This window comes from Buttiauxella cochleicola (genome assembly GCF_021282435.1).
GTDB classification, from domain to species: Bacteria; Pseudomonadota; Gammaproteobacteria; order Enterobacterales; family Enterobacteriaceae; genus Buttiauxella; species Buttiauxella massiliensis.
On sequence record NZ_JAJSOT010000002.1, the window covers coordinates 319,691 to 336,384 of the forward strand.

Sequence of the window (16,694 nt, forward strand, 5' to 3'; positions counted from 1 at the left end):
TTCCCAGGCCATCGTTAATGCTTTTCCTGTCAGACCTGAGTCCGGAGAAAACGACATCGCCCAGCCTATTGGCTTGCGGGAAAATAAATCCAGAACAACCGCCAGATAAGCCCAGCGTTTGCCCGTCCAGATGTAGGTCACGTCGCCGCACCAGATCTGATTAGGTTCCGTTACTGCAAACTGGCGATCCAGATGATTAGGGATATCCACATGCTCTTTTGTGGCTTTTTTGTAGCGATGCTCCGGTTGCTGGCAACTAACAATATTCAGCTCTTTCATTATCTTACTGGCCAGTCAGCGACTCAACGGAACACCTTTTGCGCTGACCATATCGGCAATGCTCCGGGCCCCCGCAGAGCCATTACTGGCATGATGAACTTCACGAACCAGGTTCAGTATAACGATGTGTTTTGCATCAGGTTTCTGCGGTCGGCTTAGCAAGTACCGATAGCTACTGCGATGGATCCCGAACACATTACAAATAAAAGCAACAGGAACCGCGTCCTGAATTTCTCAAATAACGAGAATTGCTCAGGGAGTCTGACATCAAGAGCGCGGTAGCCTTTTTTAATATATCGCTTTCCATTTCAACACGTTGCAGTCGTTTTTCTAATTCACGAATGCGAAGTTGCTCAGGCGTCATCGGAGAGGCCTTTGGGGATTTACCTGCGCGTTATTCTTTCAGTTGTCGAACCCACTTATCCATCTTGGATTTGCCGACATTCATTGCCGTTGCAGCGGCGGCAACGGTGTAGGCGTTATTTCACCTCAACATCTGGCAAAGGTGCACGTGCGATAAACTTCTGCACGGTGTCCCTGTCTGCTGTGGCGGCAAGCGCTCCTTTTTGCATCGTGACCAACGCGCCACAGGCGCTTGCCTGGGCTAATGCCTGCTTAAGTTGGGTGAGATTTTGTGGCAGTTGCTCAATTGCAATATGCGCCAGCAGACCAGCAACAAAGGCATCTCCGGCCCCGGTAGTGTCGATACTCTCAACGTTATAACCGCTGAAATGAATAACCTGATTTTGCCATAATACCTGGGCCCCTTGCGCCCCGAAGGTAATCACTTTGATGGCAGCCGGAAGCGCCTTTAAGGCGTTGACTGCCGCAGTATACTGATGGGTGCCAGCAAGCCAGTACCACTCTTCTTCTGACAATTTAAGAATATCGGCCTGCATGGCGAAATGGTGCACAGCAGACAGCATTTGCTGCCTGTCGGGCCACATCTGCTCGCGTAAATTAACATCAAAACTTAGCAGCCCACCCGCTTGCTTAATCTTCCCTATTGCTCGCGTGAGTGTTTCACGGCAGCCTTCTGCCACCAGCGCCAACGAACAAAAGTGCAAAATATCTGCGCCAAACTCCGGCAGTGTCTCCGCGGTGATGAACTGATCGGCTGACGGGTTGACCAAAAACGTAAATTCGCGCTCGCCGCCTTCGGCCAAAGAAACCAACACCGTGCTGGTGCGATGCACAGAGTCTGTCTGCATATGTTGGGTGTCCACGCCGTAATCAACCAGCGTGCGCTGCAAATATGTGCCAAATGTATCGTCCCCGACCCGGCCGATAAAACCACTCTGGCAACCCAGCCGTGCGCACCCCACCGCAACGTTAACCGGGGCGCCGCCTGCGCAGGCGCGATATTGCATGTCCGCAAGTGGTAGCAAATCCACAACCGCATCACCATATGTCCAGATATTCATGACTGCTCCTTAAAAAATCGTCACGCGTTAAAACAAGTATTTAAAACGCAGGCGTGCGCCATAACGTGGTTGATCATCACCTTCTTCTTGTGCTGTAGAATTAAGCCAGGAAGCGTAAGCGCCGAGGTAAATATTGAAATTGGGCATATCCATAATATTTGGCAATTGCCAGGAGGTGTGGATTGTATGGATATCGTAATTGCCAGGGGCCAGGATCGCGCATTCGTTACCACACTCACTGTTCAATCCGGAAATATTGAAGTCAGAAATTTTGTTATGTGCATAGATATAACCTAACTCAACACGATGCCAGAGCGCATTAATCCCGGTGCTAAAGTCTTTTTCGTCTTCTGCATTCATATAAGCGGTATTAAGATTTACTACCACACCCTCTTGCGGATTGTTTTTCAATGTATTCCAGCTCATTGTTAAACCATACCCTGTACGCCCGGATTGATCGTGCCAGGTTCCGGCAGCATCTTTATAGCCGTAGGCGTTGTTAATAAGGTTTGTTTCCATAGCCGCCGCCATAGAATAGTCTCCTGAACGCCAGGCAATAACCGGGCGGACGTAAACCACATTTTTTTGATTATCGAGTTCCGTTCCATGATAACGCTGGTCGACATACAGTGAACTGCCATCTTCTACCAGCGTATTCACTTCCATATACCAGTTATCTAACGTCTTACTGAACAGCAGATTTCCCCCGCTGTTACTACGCCCTCGCGCCTCTTTCATCATATAGATGTAGCCATAACCGTCGCTATACAGGTCATTAGCAGTGTTTCCGGAATACTCGATAAAGGTGTCCTGGTTGAGCGGGAACATATCGTAGGCTTCAAAGCGCCCGACCTTTACTAACCAGTCTTGCTTTTGCCCAAAGAAGAATGCCGCATCATCAAGGTTCATTTTCCCGTTCATATCCGCCAGCGGTTGAACAGTAAAACCGGCATATTGGCCATTCGACGAGTGTTGAATACCGTCAACGCCTAACAGAATTCTCCCATTAATATCCCAGCGTTCTTTATCTCCCGGCGCCCAATTTTTATTAGCGCTGGTTTTCACCGAAGTTAAACTGCCGGTACGGCTGGCGCCATCAATATTAAATTCCACGTCGCCATAGAACTTTAATTCCGCGTTATTATTTAAAGCCAGTTTAGGTGTGGGTTTTTGTTCTACCGAAATTATTTTATTTTCATTTTCTGTGGTGGGCACTTGTTTTAATGTTGCAATTTCCGACTCTGCTTTATCAGCGCGTTTTTCAGCATCCTGTAAGCGTTGTTCAAGCAAAGCAAAACGTTGTTCAATGGTTAACGGTGATTGTGCAAAACCCGAGGTAGAATATAAACCGGCGCAGAGCACCGACCCGATTATTATTTTCATCGAATTATTCCTTTATAATTTTAATAATGCCGAAGTGCTATACCGCGGAAATAATTACCGCGGCATTTATTTATCCCTATTTATTCTAAATGCCAGGCTCCACATTCAACGAATTCGGCACTTCCTGACCAGGCAAAGAGACTCAACAGGCGTGACTGCGGATATATCCTGCTGCTCAGACAAGCTTCACCGTCATTGACGAACACTTCTACCGATGAACTGTCAAAAAAAACCCGAAGTTTCAACGTTGCTGCATTGGGGAGTGGGATGCTCCGTTGCCCACAGAGACCGAACTCCGGGTAATTGCGCTCCAGAACCAATCGTTGTGCCTGGTTATCGACATACAGGCGCATACCGTCCTCCAGCGCCATGCCGTATTGCTCTGCATCGCAGGCGGCCAGTTCCCACTGCAAAATGACTTCTGTGGTTTCACAGTTATTCATCACCGGTAGCGTTTTGTTGCTCAGGGTGCTGACAGGCCAACTGAACCAGCTCTGGCGTAGGTTTTCCAGCTCTCTGGCAGGGCGCATTTGCAGGCGATTATCGGCAGTGAGTGTCAATTCACGTGGTAGCGTCAGCATGCCTGCCCAGCCGTCTTGTTGTTCCGGCATCGGGGATTCCCACATGGCCATCCAACCCATGACGATGCGGCGGCCATCCGGGGCAAGAAAACTTTGCGGCGCATAGAAATCGTGCCCGTGGTCCATCTCCTGGAACGTGCTCTGTTGCACGAAAGTCGCACCCGGTTGCCACTGACCAACCAGATAACCACTCTGAAATAAGTTACGATTTTCATAACCCTGAGCCGCCATACCCTGTGGCGAGAACATCAGGATCTGTTTGCCGTTAAGAGTGAAGAAGTCCGGGCATTCCCACATGAAGCCCATGCCCTCGCCCGCTTCGGCCAGCACACCCTCTTCTTTCCAGCGTCGTAAGCACTCGGAACGGTAGAGCCTGACCTGCCCGGTATCACCCACGCGCGCGCCCACCACCATGTACCATGCATCTTCTTCCTGCCACACTTTCGGGTCGCGGAAATGATGCAGACCCGCAGGGGTGTCAATCACCTGGCCCTGACGGGAAAATTCGATGCCATCTTTGCTGGTTGCCAGGCACTGCACCTGGTAGAGGTTGTTGTCATTGGTCGGATCACCGTGAAATTTATGGCCGGTGTAAATCAATGCCAGTTCATCAGCATTCACCACCGCAGAACCCGAGAAACAGCCATCTTTGTCTTCCGGCCCAACCGGTGCCAGCGCCACCGGCAAATGTTCCCAGTGCAGCATATCGCGGCTGCGCGCATGCCCCCAGTGCATCGGCCCCCATTTCGTGGAGTAAGGATGATGTTGATAAAACGCGTGATACCACCCGTCAAACCAAACCAGCCCGTTGGGGTCATTCATCCAACCCGCTCGCGGAGCAAGGTGGTAGCGTGGATACCAGCGCATGTTCAGTTGGTCTTGTTTTTCGTTCAGCGCCTTCTCGGCATTAGCAATCAATAACGTCATGACAACTCACTCTTGGGTAATTCAAATGGTGGAAGGTTGCGACAGCAGCCCGTCGGATGAGGACTTATTGCCTCGCAAAAAGAAAATCGAAAGAAAAGTGGTACAGAACACCATCAGCCCCATGATTAGATAAGACTGGGCAAATCCGTATTTTTCATAGCTGTAGCCCGCAAGCGGCGACAGGAAGGCCGCAATCACTGAGCTGGTGCAGGCAAAGCCCACCAGATAGAGCGTTGATGAGAGGCGTTTATCAAAATTGAGGCTGTTGTATTTGAAGATCGAGACCAGCAGGATAGGCAATTCCACCGCGTGCAGGAGTTTAGTTATCGAGATAAGAACCGGCCCTTCCACCAACCCGGATGCGACCATTCTTAATGCCATGACCATGCCGGCAAAGATCAGCCCATTCTTCGCGCCAATGCGATTCACTAACCAGGGGGCGCAGAACATTCCTGCCGCTTCCAGAAACACCTGAAATGAATTGAGGTAGCCAAACATCGCGTTGCCTTCACGCAAAGTGGCAAATTGTGAAGCGAAATAGACCGGGAACTGCTGGTCGTAAACGCCGTAAATACAGGTGCCCACGACGAAGAAGATCAGCGCCCGGAATTTTGGCAGGGTGATTAAGCGCAAAGCATCTGCGATCTTCACTTTTTCTGCACCCAGTTCGACTGTTTCCAGGCTCGCAGCCGTATTGACTTTTAACTGTATCAACAGGAAAAAGAACACTAACCCTGAGCAAGAAGCGACGAGGAAGTTAAGTTTAGGGTTGATATTAAACAGCAAACCGGCAAAGAACGTCGCCACCGCCCAGCCCAGTGACCCCCACATGCGGGCTTTGCCAAATTCAAATGTGCTCTGGCGTGCCACCCTTTCGGTATAAGACTCCAGAACGCCAATCCCGCCGTTGAAGGTTAAACCGATAAACAGGCCGCCAAAAACGCTCCCCAGCAGAATATTCACGCTAAGCAGGTAGCCAAAAATCAAATAGGCCGGGCCAGATAGAATCAGCAATGCGGTGATGTACCACAGCAGGTTCTTCCTTAACCCTAGCCTGTCCTGAATGAAGCCGTAACAAACCTGCGCGCAGAGTGCCGAAACCGAAAGCACCGAGAAAATAATGCCGGTGTCAGTAGCTTTTAAACCCACTTCCTGGTGTAACCAGATAGAAAGTAACGAGCTGGAAGAGGACCAACTGACGAAAAAGAAGAACAGTAACGCGCTTAATAACGGATAACTGCGGGAGTGATGTTTTTTCATCAAAGCAATCTCATGTAGGGTCAATGATGAAATGATAACGTTAACATTAACGAAATCTCATGAAGTTTAGCGATGAGACATGATGTTAATCACATAAGTTAACGTTAACATGACATGTTTGAGATCGTGATCAAATTTTCATGTCGATGGCAGGGATGTATTACAGCGACTCGTCCCCCAAAATATCGCGTCAGCCTTTTACATCACAATCTGAGTTGTATAGCCTGATGCACAAAGGGCTCGGGTTGAAATTTCTCTTATCAGGATAGGTACTTATGGCATCGCTTAAAGATGTGGCCAAACTTGCAAATGTCTCATTGATGACGGTGTCACGTGCATTAAACAACCCGGAACGGCTTAAACCCGACACCCTGACACGCGTTCAGGCTGCTATCAGCCAGCTGAATTATGTGCCCGACTTGTCTGCTAAAAAGATACGCGGTGCCCGGGCAACGCCCGACACCATCGGTGTGCTGGCGCTCGATACGGTCACCACGCCTTTTTCTGTTGAGATTACCTTATCGATTGAAGAAACGGCCCGGGCTCACGGCTGGAACAGTTTTGTGGTGAACATGTTTTCCGATGATAGCCCGGAGACGATGGTCGATTTGCTGCTGTCACACCGCCCCGGCGGCATTATCTACACCACGATGGGGCTGCGCCAGGTCCCTATACCACCAAAGTTACTCACCCTTCCCTGTGTACTGGCCAACTGTGAAAGCTTGCACGACCCGGTTGCCAGCTACATTCCTGACGACGAACAAGGGCAATATGAGGGGGTGAAAGCGTTACTGACCGCAGGATACCGGCAGCCATTGTGCCTGCATTTGCCCTCTCAACATCTGGCCACGATTCGCCGGCGTAAGGGACTAGAGCACGCTTGCCGTGAAATGGGCGTAAACCCGGATCATTTGATTCACCATTACATGGAATTGGGCGATGAACATTACCGCGACATTCCGGCAATGGTTGAAGCCCATATGCCTGATGGAAAACCCCGCTTTGATTCGGTGGTGTGCGGTAACGACCGCATCGCATTTATGGTTTACCAGGTACTGCTCTCCAGAGGCATCCGCATTCCGCAAGATGTGGCTGTGCTGGGTTATGACAATATGGTGGGAATTGGCGATCTGTTTCTCCCACCGTTGTCGACAGTACAACTTCCCCATTACGACATTGGCCGTCTGAGCGCACTGCATATCATCAATGGGGATACCCACCGCGATACCGTGCGCGTCAATAGCCCGTGGCTGCTACGGAATTCTATCTAATCTAAAGGTCACGCAATGGATGTTGTAGGGTGGATAAACGTTATCGTCATCCACCGTTTGAACCCTTCGCTTATCTGACATGCATTAGCGCAGGCGGTACTTCATAATCAAGATGGGTAGAGCAAACAGCAATGTCAGAAGATTCGCCGCGCTAATAGCCAGGTCATTGATTAATAGCCCATAAAAAAACCACATCATCAACCCACAAACAAACATCGCATACATCAGGCCGGAGATGCCTTGCGTGTTGCGTGTGGAAATCACTTTCACCGCCTGCGGCAAAAATGACAACGTCGTCAGGCTTGCCGCCATATAACCAATTACAGATACCCATTCCATGATTACGCCTTCGCGTCTGAAGTTTTCGCCATGCTGATGCTAACGGGTTGGGGCTCTACAGGCGCTGTAGATTTACGGTACTTATCCAACAGGTGGATCTGTATTTTTCTCAGCATATCGCCATTCAGTTTGTAGAGGCGGAAGTAGAAAACCAAGGTTATCAGGAAGAAAACCGCAGGTAGCGCAATCATGATGAACTGCATACCGGCGACGGTGCTTTCAGACTGTGCCACATTAGGTACATAACCAATGATGCCAAGGACCAGAGCGATGAAGAATGCAGCAAATGCCGAGCCCCCTTTTACCACCAGCGTTTGCACCGAATAGGCAATGCTTTCGCAACGAACATTGAGTTTATACTCGCCATAATCCACGGTGTCCGCCACCATAATGACCTGTAGCACCCAGAACAACGCCGTCCCTACGTTGAGCAAAATTCCCGCAATGGAAATCAACCACACATTGTGATACCCCGCCAGCGCTATCCAGAGCAGTACCCCGCCACCAAGAATCGGCAATACCGATGCACCCGCCCACAGTAAGCGGCGTGACAACGCTTTTACCAGCCGAGGGAACAGAATCAGGGTTAACAGGTTTGCCGCCCCTGCGTAAGACATGTAATACGGGAAGAGGCTGGCGTCACCGATAACGTAGGTGAAGTAATAAATCGCAAATCCGGAAATAATGTTTGATGCGATGTTGTAAGCCAGCGCCATACCCAGCAGGCAAGAGAGCTGATCGTTTTTATAGATCAGCCCCACGATGGCTTTTAAGCTGATGCGGCTACTGTCTGCGGTTGCGTCACTGTCTGATGAGTAGACCTCTTTTACGTTGCGCAGCGTGATGAGGGTTGAAGCAATGAAGAAGGCTATCAACACCAGTGTAAACATCTGGAAGCCGAAACCACGGTCTTCGCCGCCGACATAGCTGACGAACGGTAGCGTAATGCCTGCGGTGATAAACCCGGACAAACTGGCAAAGAAACGTGGAAACGGCACCAATTGTTCGCGTTCACGTTTATCCAGGGTAATGGTAGGCACCATCGACCAGAATGGAATGTCCATGATGGTGTAGGTCATGCCCCATAAGATATAGGTCACGCAGACGAACACTAACTGCGTTGTGCCTTCAAACAGATGCGCACTGAACAGTAAAAACAGCACAATCGAGTTGGCAATCGTCCCCACCAGGATCCACGGCTTAAATTTCCCCCAGCGGCTACGTGTACTGTTGACTATCCAGCCCATGATCGGGTCGTTGATAGCATCCCAAATCCTTGCGACTAAAAACAGCGTGCCCACCACGCCCACCGATAAACCTACAATATCGGTGTAGTAATACATCAGGTACATGTAAACGATGCCAATAGCGAAATCTTTACCGAACGCCCCAAATCCATAACTGAGTTTTGTTGTAATTGATATGCTCATATAGGGTACCGGGTCACTGTTACCAGTGCCCTCCTTCTGTTATTAGATATGCGAGAAGCCGGGCCTCACGCCCGGCGTACTGAATTATGCGCGATGAAGCCAGGCCGGTAACCAATCACCGTGTGCTGCAATCAGGTCATCAACCAGGGCATAAATCTCTTCGATGCCGAGTACGGCTGAAGTATGAGGGTCAAGCAGAGTAGCGTGATAAACCCGGTCGCGATTTTCTGTCAAAATCGCTTCGGTCAGTAAGGTCTGAACATTCACATTAGTTTGCATAAGTGCAGCCAGATGCGACGGTAGTGTGCCAACACGGGTCGGTTGAATTCCGTTAGCATCCACCAGGCACGCCACTTCAACACAGCAGCCCTGCGGCAGGTTGTCGATAAGGTTATCGTTGCGCACGTTGCCATAGATAACACTCGGCTCGCCGGTCCACAGCGCGTTCATAATGGTGCTGGCATATTCACGAGATGGCTTGATATCGATGCTTTCTGCCGTTTTGTACTCTTCAAGCTCCTTGCGCCAGTTAGCCAGTTGCTCAACACAACGTTTTGGGTACTCATCCAACGGGACTTTATAACGCTCAATCAGGTCTTCGCGCCCGGGCTTAATAAACCACGGCGTATATTCCGCAAAGTGCTCAGAAGATTCAGTTACGAAATAGCCCAGCTTTTTAAACATCTCGTAGCGGACGATATTTTCACAGCGTGGATTACCATGCAGGTTAGGCTTCGGCGCTTCCCCACTTTCGTAGGCTCGCAGCAGATCCGGATAAATACTGACGTACTCGCCCTGCTCATTTTTTTTCTCAAGCGAGAGATAAAACGCCATATGGTTGATACCGGCGCTGCGATAGCGCAACGAAGCCGGATCGAGCGATAAATCACGCGCTAACTCTTCAGCCGTGCCCTGCACCGAGTGGCACAGCCCAACTTGTTTAATCTGCGGGTAGCGCGCGTACATCGCCCAGGTGTTCATCGCCATCGGGTTCACGTAGTTAAGCATCGTGGCATCGGGGCAGACTTGCGTCATATCTTCACATATCTGCCATAAATGCGGGATGGTACGCAGGGCACGCATAATGCCGCCGGGGCCTAACGTATCAGCAATGGTTTGTTCCAGTCCGTGCTGTTTACAGACAGCGAAGTCCGTGACGGTACAGGGTTCGTACCCGCCAATCTGGAAAGCGACTACCACGAAATCGGCATCCTGAAGGGCTTGTTTCTGGTCGGTATGACAGGTGATTTTTCCGCAGGCACCTGCTGAATCCATCAGTTTGCGTACCACAATGTGCGACTCTTCCAGACGCGTCTCATCAATATCCATCAAGGCGATATGGGCCGATTTCAGCGCCGGACGATGAAAAACATCTCCGAGAATATTTTTTACAAAAATCGTCGAGCCTGCGCCGATAAAGGTAATTTTGGGTGCTGACATTTTCTTTCTCCGTGGCATACGTGGCATGAGTGAACCCCGCTAGCCTGGCACGCCAGGTGCCCGTTCTCCTCCCTCTTCCTCGCTTAGCATTCCGGAAAGCTCAGATTGGTTTCACCCCGCGCTTAAATCTGAGTTTTCCGGAGTTTTTTACCAGGAAAGCAGAGAATACCGGCTTATCGGTTTAAAAACGCACGCTTCTATCGCCAAATTTGTGCCGCTCTCACAGTCACCCAAAGAGTTTTGTGCCAGTATTTCTGACAATTCAGGAAACGGAGAGAACAATGGACATCATCCCAAATTGCCTGCCGCCAGACCCGCATATGTGCAGCAGTACCGATAGCAATACGCGCAGCCCTTTGTCGCTCTACTCCGAATACCAACGCATGGATATCGAGCTGCGCAGGCCGCGGAGTATGGAAGCCTGCCACTGGCACGGGCAGGTCGAGGTGAATGTGCCGTTTGATGGCGACGTAGAATATTTGATTAACAATGAAGCGGTGCAGATTAAACAGGGGCATATCACGATATTTTGGGCCTGTACCCCACATCAGCTCACCCGCCCTGGCGACTGCAAGAATATGGCTATCTTTAGTCTTCCCATGCACCTGTTTCTTTCCTGGCCGCTGGACCGGCAGCTTATTAACCATATCACCCACGGCACGGTACTTAAGTCCCTGACCGCACAGCAGCTCAGCCCCTTTGAAGTGCAGCGCTGGCAGGAGGAGATCAAAAGCCCCAACGAACAAATTCGCCAGTTAGCCATCGATGAAATTTGCCTGATGTTCAAGCGTTTTAGCCTGTCGGGTTGGCAGCCGATTCTGGTGAATAAACCCGCCCGTACACGCAGCAGCGGCAACAATGTGTCACGCCATGCGCAATTTTATGTCAGCCAAATGCTGGAATTTATCGGCGAGAATTACGACCAGGCGTTGACCATCGAACAGGTTGCTGAACACGTCAAACTCAACCCGAATTATGCAATGGGTATATTCCAGCGTGTGATGCAGCTCACCATGAAGCAATACATCACGGCGATGCGCATTAACCATGTACGGGCACTTCTTAGTGATACGGACAAGTCGATTCTGGATATTGCCCTCACCGCTGGGTTCCACTCCAGCAGCAGTTTCTACAGCACATTTAACAAATATGTCGGGATGTCGCCGCAGAATTATCGCAAGCTGCGCCAGTTAAGAGGTGCCGGCTAATCAGCCGGGGCGCTTAAAAATTATGCGCTTACGTCCAGTTTTAGTTGGTAAAGGGGTCTGACGCTCAGTTGTACGAAAACTCACGTTAAGGGTAAAGGCAGCGTTACAAAATCGTCTCCCAGGAGGCTATGTTTCATAGTGTGAAGACTAATTGCCGCTAATCACTTTACAGAAGATAATGATTATTGAGTCCGGATTTAGGTTGTAGGGCGCAATCTGGTTGCGGAATTAATGATCATTTTTATGAAGTGGAATACTAAATCTGGCCCCCTGAATCGAGGCGATATCATCGCATCATAGTCAAGACAAGTGACACAATGTCCAGAAATAGCAGACGTAATTTTAGCCCAGAGTTCAGACTTGAGGCTGCCCAGTTAGTTAATGATCAGCACTACACCGTTACCACAACGGTTACAGCAATGAAATTAGTTTTCTTATCCTCCAAAAGCCCCCCTTCTTAGACTATTCGCAACCAATTCAATCCAGATCAAATTTCAAGGGATCATCGTTGTACACAGAGTGCCAATTTAGGGATAGTACCGACAGCGTATCCTGTTTTAAATGGGCAAAACGGTAATTATGATGAATATCTATGAAGAGCAATATCGACTATTAAAGCACAATGGTGCGCAGGCGTGGGCTGGTGAAGGTTATAAGCGAGCTCATCAACAATTAACTGTCATTCTGCAAGAATTAAAACAACGTAGTACCCTCCCCTCCCCCGGAGCTTCGTTTCTGGAATTAGGCTGTGGAAATGGTGCAATGTCTTCTCAATATATGGCAGAGCATGGCTATGAAGTATCCGGTGTTGATATTTCACAAACTGCAATTGAGTGGGCGATAGAGCGATTTTTGACACTTGGGCTTAAGGGGCATTTTACCCAGGGCGATGTCTGCCATCTTAAGCAGCTGGAAGAAGAGATCAGCAATCAGGGATTCTCGATTATTTATACCGACCTGAATCATAATCCATGGTGGGATCATGCCACTATTTGTTGTAAGCCATCACAGGAATGATGATGTGTGATAAGATCAAGCCATCTCATTCAACTCAATCAATTTCCCGCGGTAAAATTTTATATCTCCTGAGCCTTCTAGCTCTCTTACAACCTTCTGAACGGCACTCCTCGATATATTATTTCTGGAAAGAATAAAATTGTACACAGAAGTTGTGTGTCTTTCTGGTTCACCTAAAGCCCAAATTTCCTTCAAATGTTCAACAACGATTTCCCTGGCTGATGATTTATGAATTAGTTTTCCTTTAGGCATGCAGATATATAAATACTTTCTGATTATAAAAAAAGCATCTTGCCATAAATTATTCTCTGTAAATAAATCAAAAGCAATATTCGAATCAAGGATCCACATAGAACATTCGCTTTTACACTGGATGAAATGTGTCAGCCCAATATCATGTATATGCCCAAGCCCAATAACTGCGGGCGCTTTAATAGAGTTAGTCAGTAGCCCATCTTCAATACGATGAATAGTAACAATGCCCGATTTAAGGAATGCAACCTGATTATCCTGAATAAGGTCTACGTGCTGCCCCTTTTTTCTAAGTGCAAAAAATGCATGTTTACATTTTTCTATCTCTTCACCGACTACTTTTACTGAGTGCGAGATATCCGTTCGACTGTTCATATCATAAGTGCCCTATTAATACCTTCTGGATTAATTTAAAGTATTACTTCTTCAATTGGCACTGGCTTACCCGTGTGGTATCCCTGTAACCAATCTACACCTATTCTTATTAGCTCTTGCTTGATCTCTTCATTTTCAACAAATTCTGCAACGACCTGCATTTTTTTGATTTTAGCAACGGTGCAGAAAGATCTAACTAAAAAGTGATTTAAGTCATCATGAAGAATCTTGCGGATAAAAGATCCATCTATCTTAAGAATATCAGCTTCTATTTCTTCCAGGCGAGAATAGCTGGAGCAACCGGTACCAAAGTCATCAATGGCTATCTTGCAACCAAGACTGCGCATCTTTTCAAGCTTTAAAGCGGCTACTTTAGTATCAATAATGTCCGTTTCGACGATTTCAAAAATAATTCTGCCCGGTGATATTTCGTACTTCTTGAATAGCACCGTCAAATGGTCAATAAAATAGATATGATGAAGCGTCCGCGGGGCTAAATTAATACTAAATTTACTTTCAGATTTTGATTCATCAAGTGACTGTATAAATCTGAATGTTTGTTCAATAACAGTCATATCTAACTGAGCAAGAATCCCAGCTTGTTCTGCAATAGGAAGAAATGCGTCAGGAAATAAGAGCTTTCCATCTTTGTTTCTGATCCTAATAAGGACTTCATGATAGTATAAATCTGTACGTGATGAGATTACAGGCTGAGCCATGATCAATATGTACAAAAAAACATCCGTGAGAGATTAAGCCTCGCTTTAACATCATGATGTTAATTGCAGCTCCTTTTCATAGGTTGAAACACTATTAGAGTAATGATGATTTTCTTTCAGGACCTGGCATAATTTTTCAACTGGTAACGGACGCCAGAAAAGGAACCCTTGTGCCAGTTCGATACCAACAGAGCGAACCTGGGCAAGTTCCTGGTCTGTTTCAATCCCTTCAATAAGAACCTGGCGCAGCTCATCTTCAGTTTCAACACCTTCAATAACAAGATTGCAGTGCGTGAGTCGGCACAGTCTGGTGACTTGTTTTAAAAACTGCAGCCCACCATTTTCAGCTAGCCCCTGCACAAGTGAACGATCAAGCTTTATCTTGTCGAGCGGATATCGTGTCAGATAATTCAGTGTCGAGTACCCGGCTCCAAAATCATCAAGAGCAATACGAATCCCCATTGATTTTAATTTTGTCAGCACCGAGGCCACATTTACCGGGTCGATAACAGCTTGTGACTCTGTAATTTCCATCTCAAGAGTCCAGCCTGGAGGTAAAGGTTTTTCCAGCACTTGGGATATCACTTTAAATAATCTCTTGTCCAGCAGTGTCTGCGCCGAGACATTGACCGACAGAGTCATTTCATTAAATTCTTGAAGATGATGATGTAGATAATTAACAGATTGCTCGATAACCCAGAAATCTATATCTGCCATCGCTTTGAGGCGATCATAATATTGTAGGAAAGTAGGTGGCGTAATTTTACCATCTTCACCCTGATGGCGGATTAATGCCTCAACCCCAATAATGCGACGGTCGGAGATCCGTACCTGAGGCTGAAAATAAAGAATGAAATGACCACTCGATTGTAAGTGTTGCACCTTGCTCAGTGCATCAAGATAAGATTTTTCTTCGGACTGCAGCGTATGCCCAGGAACCAGGTCTAAATTTGTTGGTGGTAAAAACAAATTCAACTCAGGGGTTTTTAGTTTGCTAATAGACCATTTTCTAACAAATGGTGTGTAGATAAGCGCGCTTACGCCAATAATAACGATATTCAGTATAATGGCGGAGACCGATCCCCCAGTGGCAAGCCAGGTGCTCAAAATAGGTGGAACGCTCCAGTTTACCGTTTCAGAAACCGGCGGCACCAAATGCCAGACTGTTGCAGTGTACGCTATCGTATAGGACACGGCTGGCACCAGAACAAAAGGGATTATCAGCAAGGGGTTCATGACTATCGGCAAACCAAAGATTAATGGTTCATTCACATTAAACAGCGACAGCGGAAGCGATAAGCCAAGCAAATTCCTGTGCGGAGATTTTTTATTCAACAATATGCATAGCAACATTCCCAGGGTATTTCCTGTGCCACCCATGGTGCACCAGATATTATAAAAAACGGGGCTAATAATATTTAGCTGCCCTTGCCCTGCATGCCAGGTAGCAATATTGCTATTCATTTCGGCAATAAATCCGGCATCAATATCGGCACAAATAAAATACCCATGAATACCAAAGAACCACGGTATGCAGCGAAGAACAATATAAATCAACCCATCGATGAAGTTATCAGGGTAAGAGTGCAGTAGCGTTTGCGATATTACGGGCAAAATTAAAAGGTAAATGGAGTGGGCTACCACGCCAATAATCAATGTGGAAAAGGTGATAATGAGTACAGAACAGAAGAAAAGAGCTGATGTTTTTCGGCTTTTGCTTTTCAGGAAATCAACTGAATCCACTAAAGCGATAGTTTTTTCCAGCAATAAATTGACCGTAATGCCTGAAAGTAAAGCTAAGGGAACAGTAATATCAAAGAAGAAAAGCTTATCATTACTGATAACCCTGCTAATAAATAGCAAGCTACAGAAATTAATAGTCAAAAAGTGGATAACTGAATAACGATTACGAATTGCCCAATGTAAAGCCATAAAGGCATTTATTGCGATGGGCATAAATTCTGTAAGCGTTTCTTGTAACTGGAACAACTGTACCGAAAAACTCCCCCACCCCAGCTGGTTACAGACGATTGAGCCAACAAGAAGTAATGCACGGATGATGGCAAAGGGGACAATAGCTAAGGAGCTTGCGACAATAGACTTTATAACTCGGTTATTGAATAACAAAATCCGACTGTTGTTGAGCTGATAAATAAAAGTGTTCTGAAACCATGTACTCATCTCAAAAATACTCTTTTTTGGACATTTATTGCCTGACTGAAAACTATATTTATAAAAATTCCGATTATTTCCAAATGTTGAATTTTTTGTATGAGTTATAATTCATCAGAGTTTCTTATTAATTAGTGTTGCCAGAAAGATGCATATATTTTGCTAGTTATGACGCAATGCAAACACAATTGTTAGAGTGGTGTTAGCCCGGAAGCTATTGGCATGCTCAATATATAAACACAGATCGATATAAACGATCAATAAATTAATTTCGATAGATTTAATCAATAGGTCTTATAGATCATTCACCGGCAATAGATCGATAAAACCTATCAATTTGTTTGGTTATGTGATTAAGTTTTAAAAAAATGTTAATTTTAATTGTGTGGTTTTTTTAATTACGGAAATTAAATTCGAATAATTACTTCAAGATATTACGGAGGAACGAATGCAGTCTAATAATTAAAAGATCAATAAACGAACAATAGTGTAAGTGTTTGTTACACATATTTATTTGCCGCAAGCACAGTGTTTCAACATTCAACTCAAGTTGGCCGTATTAATTCATTTTGGAAAAATGAGTTTACAACTCCTGTCCTGGCAAGCAGGAGAGTTGT

13 protein-coding genes and 1 pseudogene are annotated in these 16,694 nt (G+C 46.9%); 3 read left to right on the forward strand and 11 right to left on the reverse strand.

Annotated elements, in window-relative coordinates; all coding sequences use genetic code 11:
• Positions 1 to 33: 33 nt before the first annotated feature.
• From LVQ77_RS22345 to LVQ77_RS07310, 5 genes and pseudogenes are all read right to left on the reverse strand, one after another.
• Positions 34 to 279, reverse strand: a pseudogene (locus LVQ77_RS22345) (DDE-type integrase/transposase/recombinase); the annotation flags it as partial.
• A gap of 479 nt (positions 280 to 758) precedes the next feature.
• Entirely contained in the window at positions 759 to 1,703 is a 945-nt protein-coding gene (locus LVQ77_RS07295; RefSeq protein ID WP_370644992.1) for a PfkB family carbohydrate kinase, read from the reverse strand.
• Positions 1,704 to 1,730: 27 nt separating this feature from the next.
• Positions 1,731 to 3,086, reverse strand: a complete 1,356-nt coding sequence (locus tag LVQ77_RS07300) for a carbohydrate porin (RefSeq protein ID WP_232904074.1) — start codon at positions 3,084 to 3,086, stop codon at positions 1,731 to 1,733.
• An 80-nt stretch (positions 3,087 to 3,166) separates the two neighbouring features.
• Positions 3,167 to 4,594 (reverse strand): glycoside hydrolase family 32 protein, encoded by a 1,428-nt coding sequence (locus LVQ77_RS07305; protein WP_232864238.1) that lies wholly within the window; start codon positions 4,592 to 4,594, stop codon positions 3,167 to 3,169.
• A 21-nt stretch (positions 4,595 to 4,615) separates the two neighbouring features.
• Positions 4,616 to 5,857, reverse strand: coding sequence for an MFS transporter (locus LVQ77_RS07310; protein WP_232864237.1), 1,242 nt, complete (start codon positions 5,855 to 5,857; stop codon positions 4,616 to 4,618).
• 272 nt (positions 5,858 to 6,129) lie between these two features.
• Here LVQ77_RS07310 and LVQ77_RS07315 point away from each other — a divergent pair, with 272 nt between their 5' ends.
• Positions 6,130 to 7,125: a LacI family DNA-binding transcriptional regulator gene (locus LVQ77_RS07315; RefSeq protein ID WP_172893312.1), complete on the forward strand. Its 996-nt coding sequence runs from the start codon at positions 6,130 to 6,132 to the stop codon at positions 7,123 to 7,125.
• An 84-nt stretch (positions 7,126 to 7,209) separates the two neighbouring features.
• On the opposite strand, the gene LVQ77_RS07320 is transcribed toward LVQ77_RS07315, so the two are convergent.
• From LVQ77_RS07320 to LVQ77_RS07330, 3 genes are all read right to left on the reverse strand, one after another.
• Complete coding sequence (locus LVQ77_RS07320; RefSeq protein WP_232864236.1) at positions 7,210 to 7,464, reverse strand: SemiSWEET transporter; 255 nt, start codon at positions 7,462 to 7,464, stop codon at positions 7,210 to 7,212.
• A gap of 2 nt (positions 7,465 to 7,466) precedes the next feature.
• Positions 7,467 to 8,894, reverse strand: coding sequence for a melibiose:sodium transporter MelB (gene melB, locus LVQ77_RS07325; RefSeq protein WP_232864235.1), 1,428 nt, complete (start codon positions 8,892 to 8,894; stop codon positions 7,467 to 7,469).
• 84 nt (positions 8,895 to 8,978) lie between these two features.
• Positions 8,979 to 10,334, reverse strand: coding sequence for an alpha-glucosidase/alpha-galactosidase (locus tag LVQ77_RS07330; RefSeq protein WP_232864234.1), 1,356 nt, complete (start codon positions 10,332 to 10,334; stop codon positions 8,979 to 8,981).
• A 281-nt stretch (positions 10,335 to 10,615) separates the two neighbouring features.
• Here LVQ77_RS07330 and melR point away from each other — a divergent pair, with 281 nt between their 5' ends.
• Entirely contained in the window at positions 10,616 to 11,542 is a 927-nt protein-coding gene (gene melR / locus LVQ77_RS07335) for a transcriptional regulator MelR (protein ID WP_232864233.1), read from the forward strand.
• Positions 11,543 to 12,124: 582 nt separating this feature from the next.
• Positions 12,125 to 12,559: a class I SAM-dependent methyltransferase gene (locus LVQ77_RS07340; protein WP_232904075.1), complete on the forward strand. Its 435-nt coding sequence runs from the start codon at positions 12,125 to 12,127 to the stop codon at positions 12,557 to 12,559.
• A gap of 15 nt (positions 12,560 to 12,574) precedes the next feature.
• Here LVQ77_RS07340 and LVQ77_RS07345 read toward each other — a convergent pair whose 3' ends face one another.
• From LVQ77_RS07345 to LVQ77_RS07355, 3 genes are read right to left on the reverse strand one after another with little or no spacing between them, the layout of a single operon-like run.
• Complete coding sequence (locus tag LVQ77_RS07345; protein ID WP_232904076.1) at positions 12,575 to 13,186, reverse strand: helix-turn-helix domain-containing protein; 612 nt, start codon at positions 13,184 to 13,186, stop codon at positions 12,575 to 12,577.
• 35 nt (positions 13,187 to 13,221) lie between these two features.
• Positions 13,222 to 13,905, reverse strand: a complete 684-nt coding sequence (locus LVQ77_RS07350) for an EAL domain-containing protein (RefSeq protein ID WP_232904077.1) — start codon at positions 13,903 to 13,905, stop codon at positions 13,222 to 13,224.
• A 51-nt stretch (positions 13,906 to 13,956) separates the two neighbouring features.
• Complete coding sequence (locus LVQ77_RS07355; protein ID WP_232904078.1) at positions 13,957 to 16,086, reverse strand: EAL domain-containing protein; 2,130 nt, start codon at positions 16,084 to 16,086, stop codon at positions 13,957 to 13,959.
• Between the last annotated feature and the right edge of the window lie 608 nt (positions 16,087 to 16,694).

Bases quoted from the DNA above. Each gene is read 5' to 3' on its own strand.
- LVQ77_RS07295 (WP_370644992.1), bottom strand. From the start codon at position 1,703: ATGAATATCTGGACATATGGTGATGCGGTTGTGGATTTGCTACCACTT.
- LVQ77_RS07300 (WP_232904074.1), bottom strand. From the start codon at position 3,086: ATGAAAATAATAATCGGGTCGGTGCTCTGCGCCGGTTTATATTCTACC.
- LVQ77_RS07305 (WP_232864238.1), bottom strand. From the start codon at position 4,594: ATGACGTTATTGATTGCTAATGCCGAGAAGGCGCTGAACGAAAAACAA.
- LVQ77_RS07315 (WP_172893312.1), top strand. From the start codon at position 6,130: ATGGCATCGCTTAAAGATGTGGCCAAACTTGCAAATGTCTCATTGATG.
- LVQ77_RS07320 (WP_232864236.1), bottom strand. From the start codon at position 7,464: ATGGAATGGGTATCTGTAATTGGTTATATGGCGGCAAGCCTGACGACG.
- melB (WP_232864235.1), bottom strand. From the start codon at position 8,894: ATGAGCATATCAATTACAACAAAACTCAGTTATGGATTTGGGGCGTTC.
- LVQ77_RS07330 (WP_232864234.1), bottom strand. From the start codon at position 10,334: ATGTCAGCACCCAAAATTACCTTTATCGGCGCAGGCTCGACGATTTTT.
- melR (WP_232864233.1), top strand. From the start codon at position 10,616: ATGGACATCATCCCAAATTGCCTGCCGCCAGACCCGCATATGTGCAGC.
- LVQ77_RS07340 (WP_232904075.1), top strand. From the start codon at position 12,125: ATGAATATCTATGAAGAGCAATATCGACTATTAAAGCACAATGGTGCG.
- LVQ77_RS07345 (WP_232904076.1), bottom strand. From the start codon at position 13,186: ATGAACAGTCGAACGGATATCTCGCACTCAGTAAAAGTAGTCGGTGAA.
- LVQ77_RS07350 (WP_232904077.1), bottom strand. From the start codon at position 13,905: ATGGCTCAGCCTGTAATCTCATCACGTACAGATTTATACTATCATGAA.
- LVQ77_RS07355 (WP_232904078.1), bottom strand. From the start codon at position 16,086: ATGAGTACATGGTTTCAGAACACTTTTATTTATCAGCTCAACAACAGT.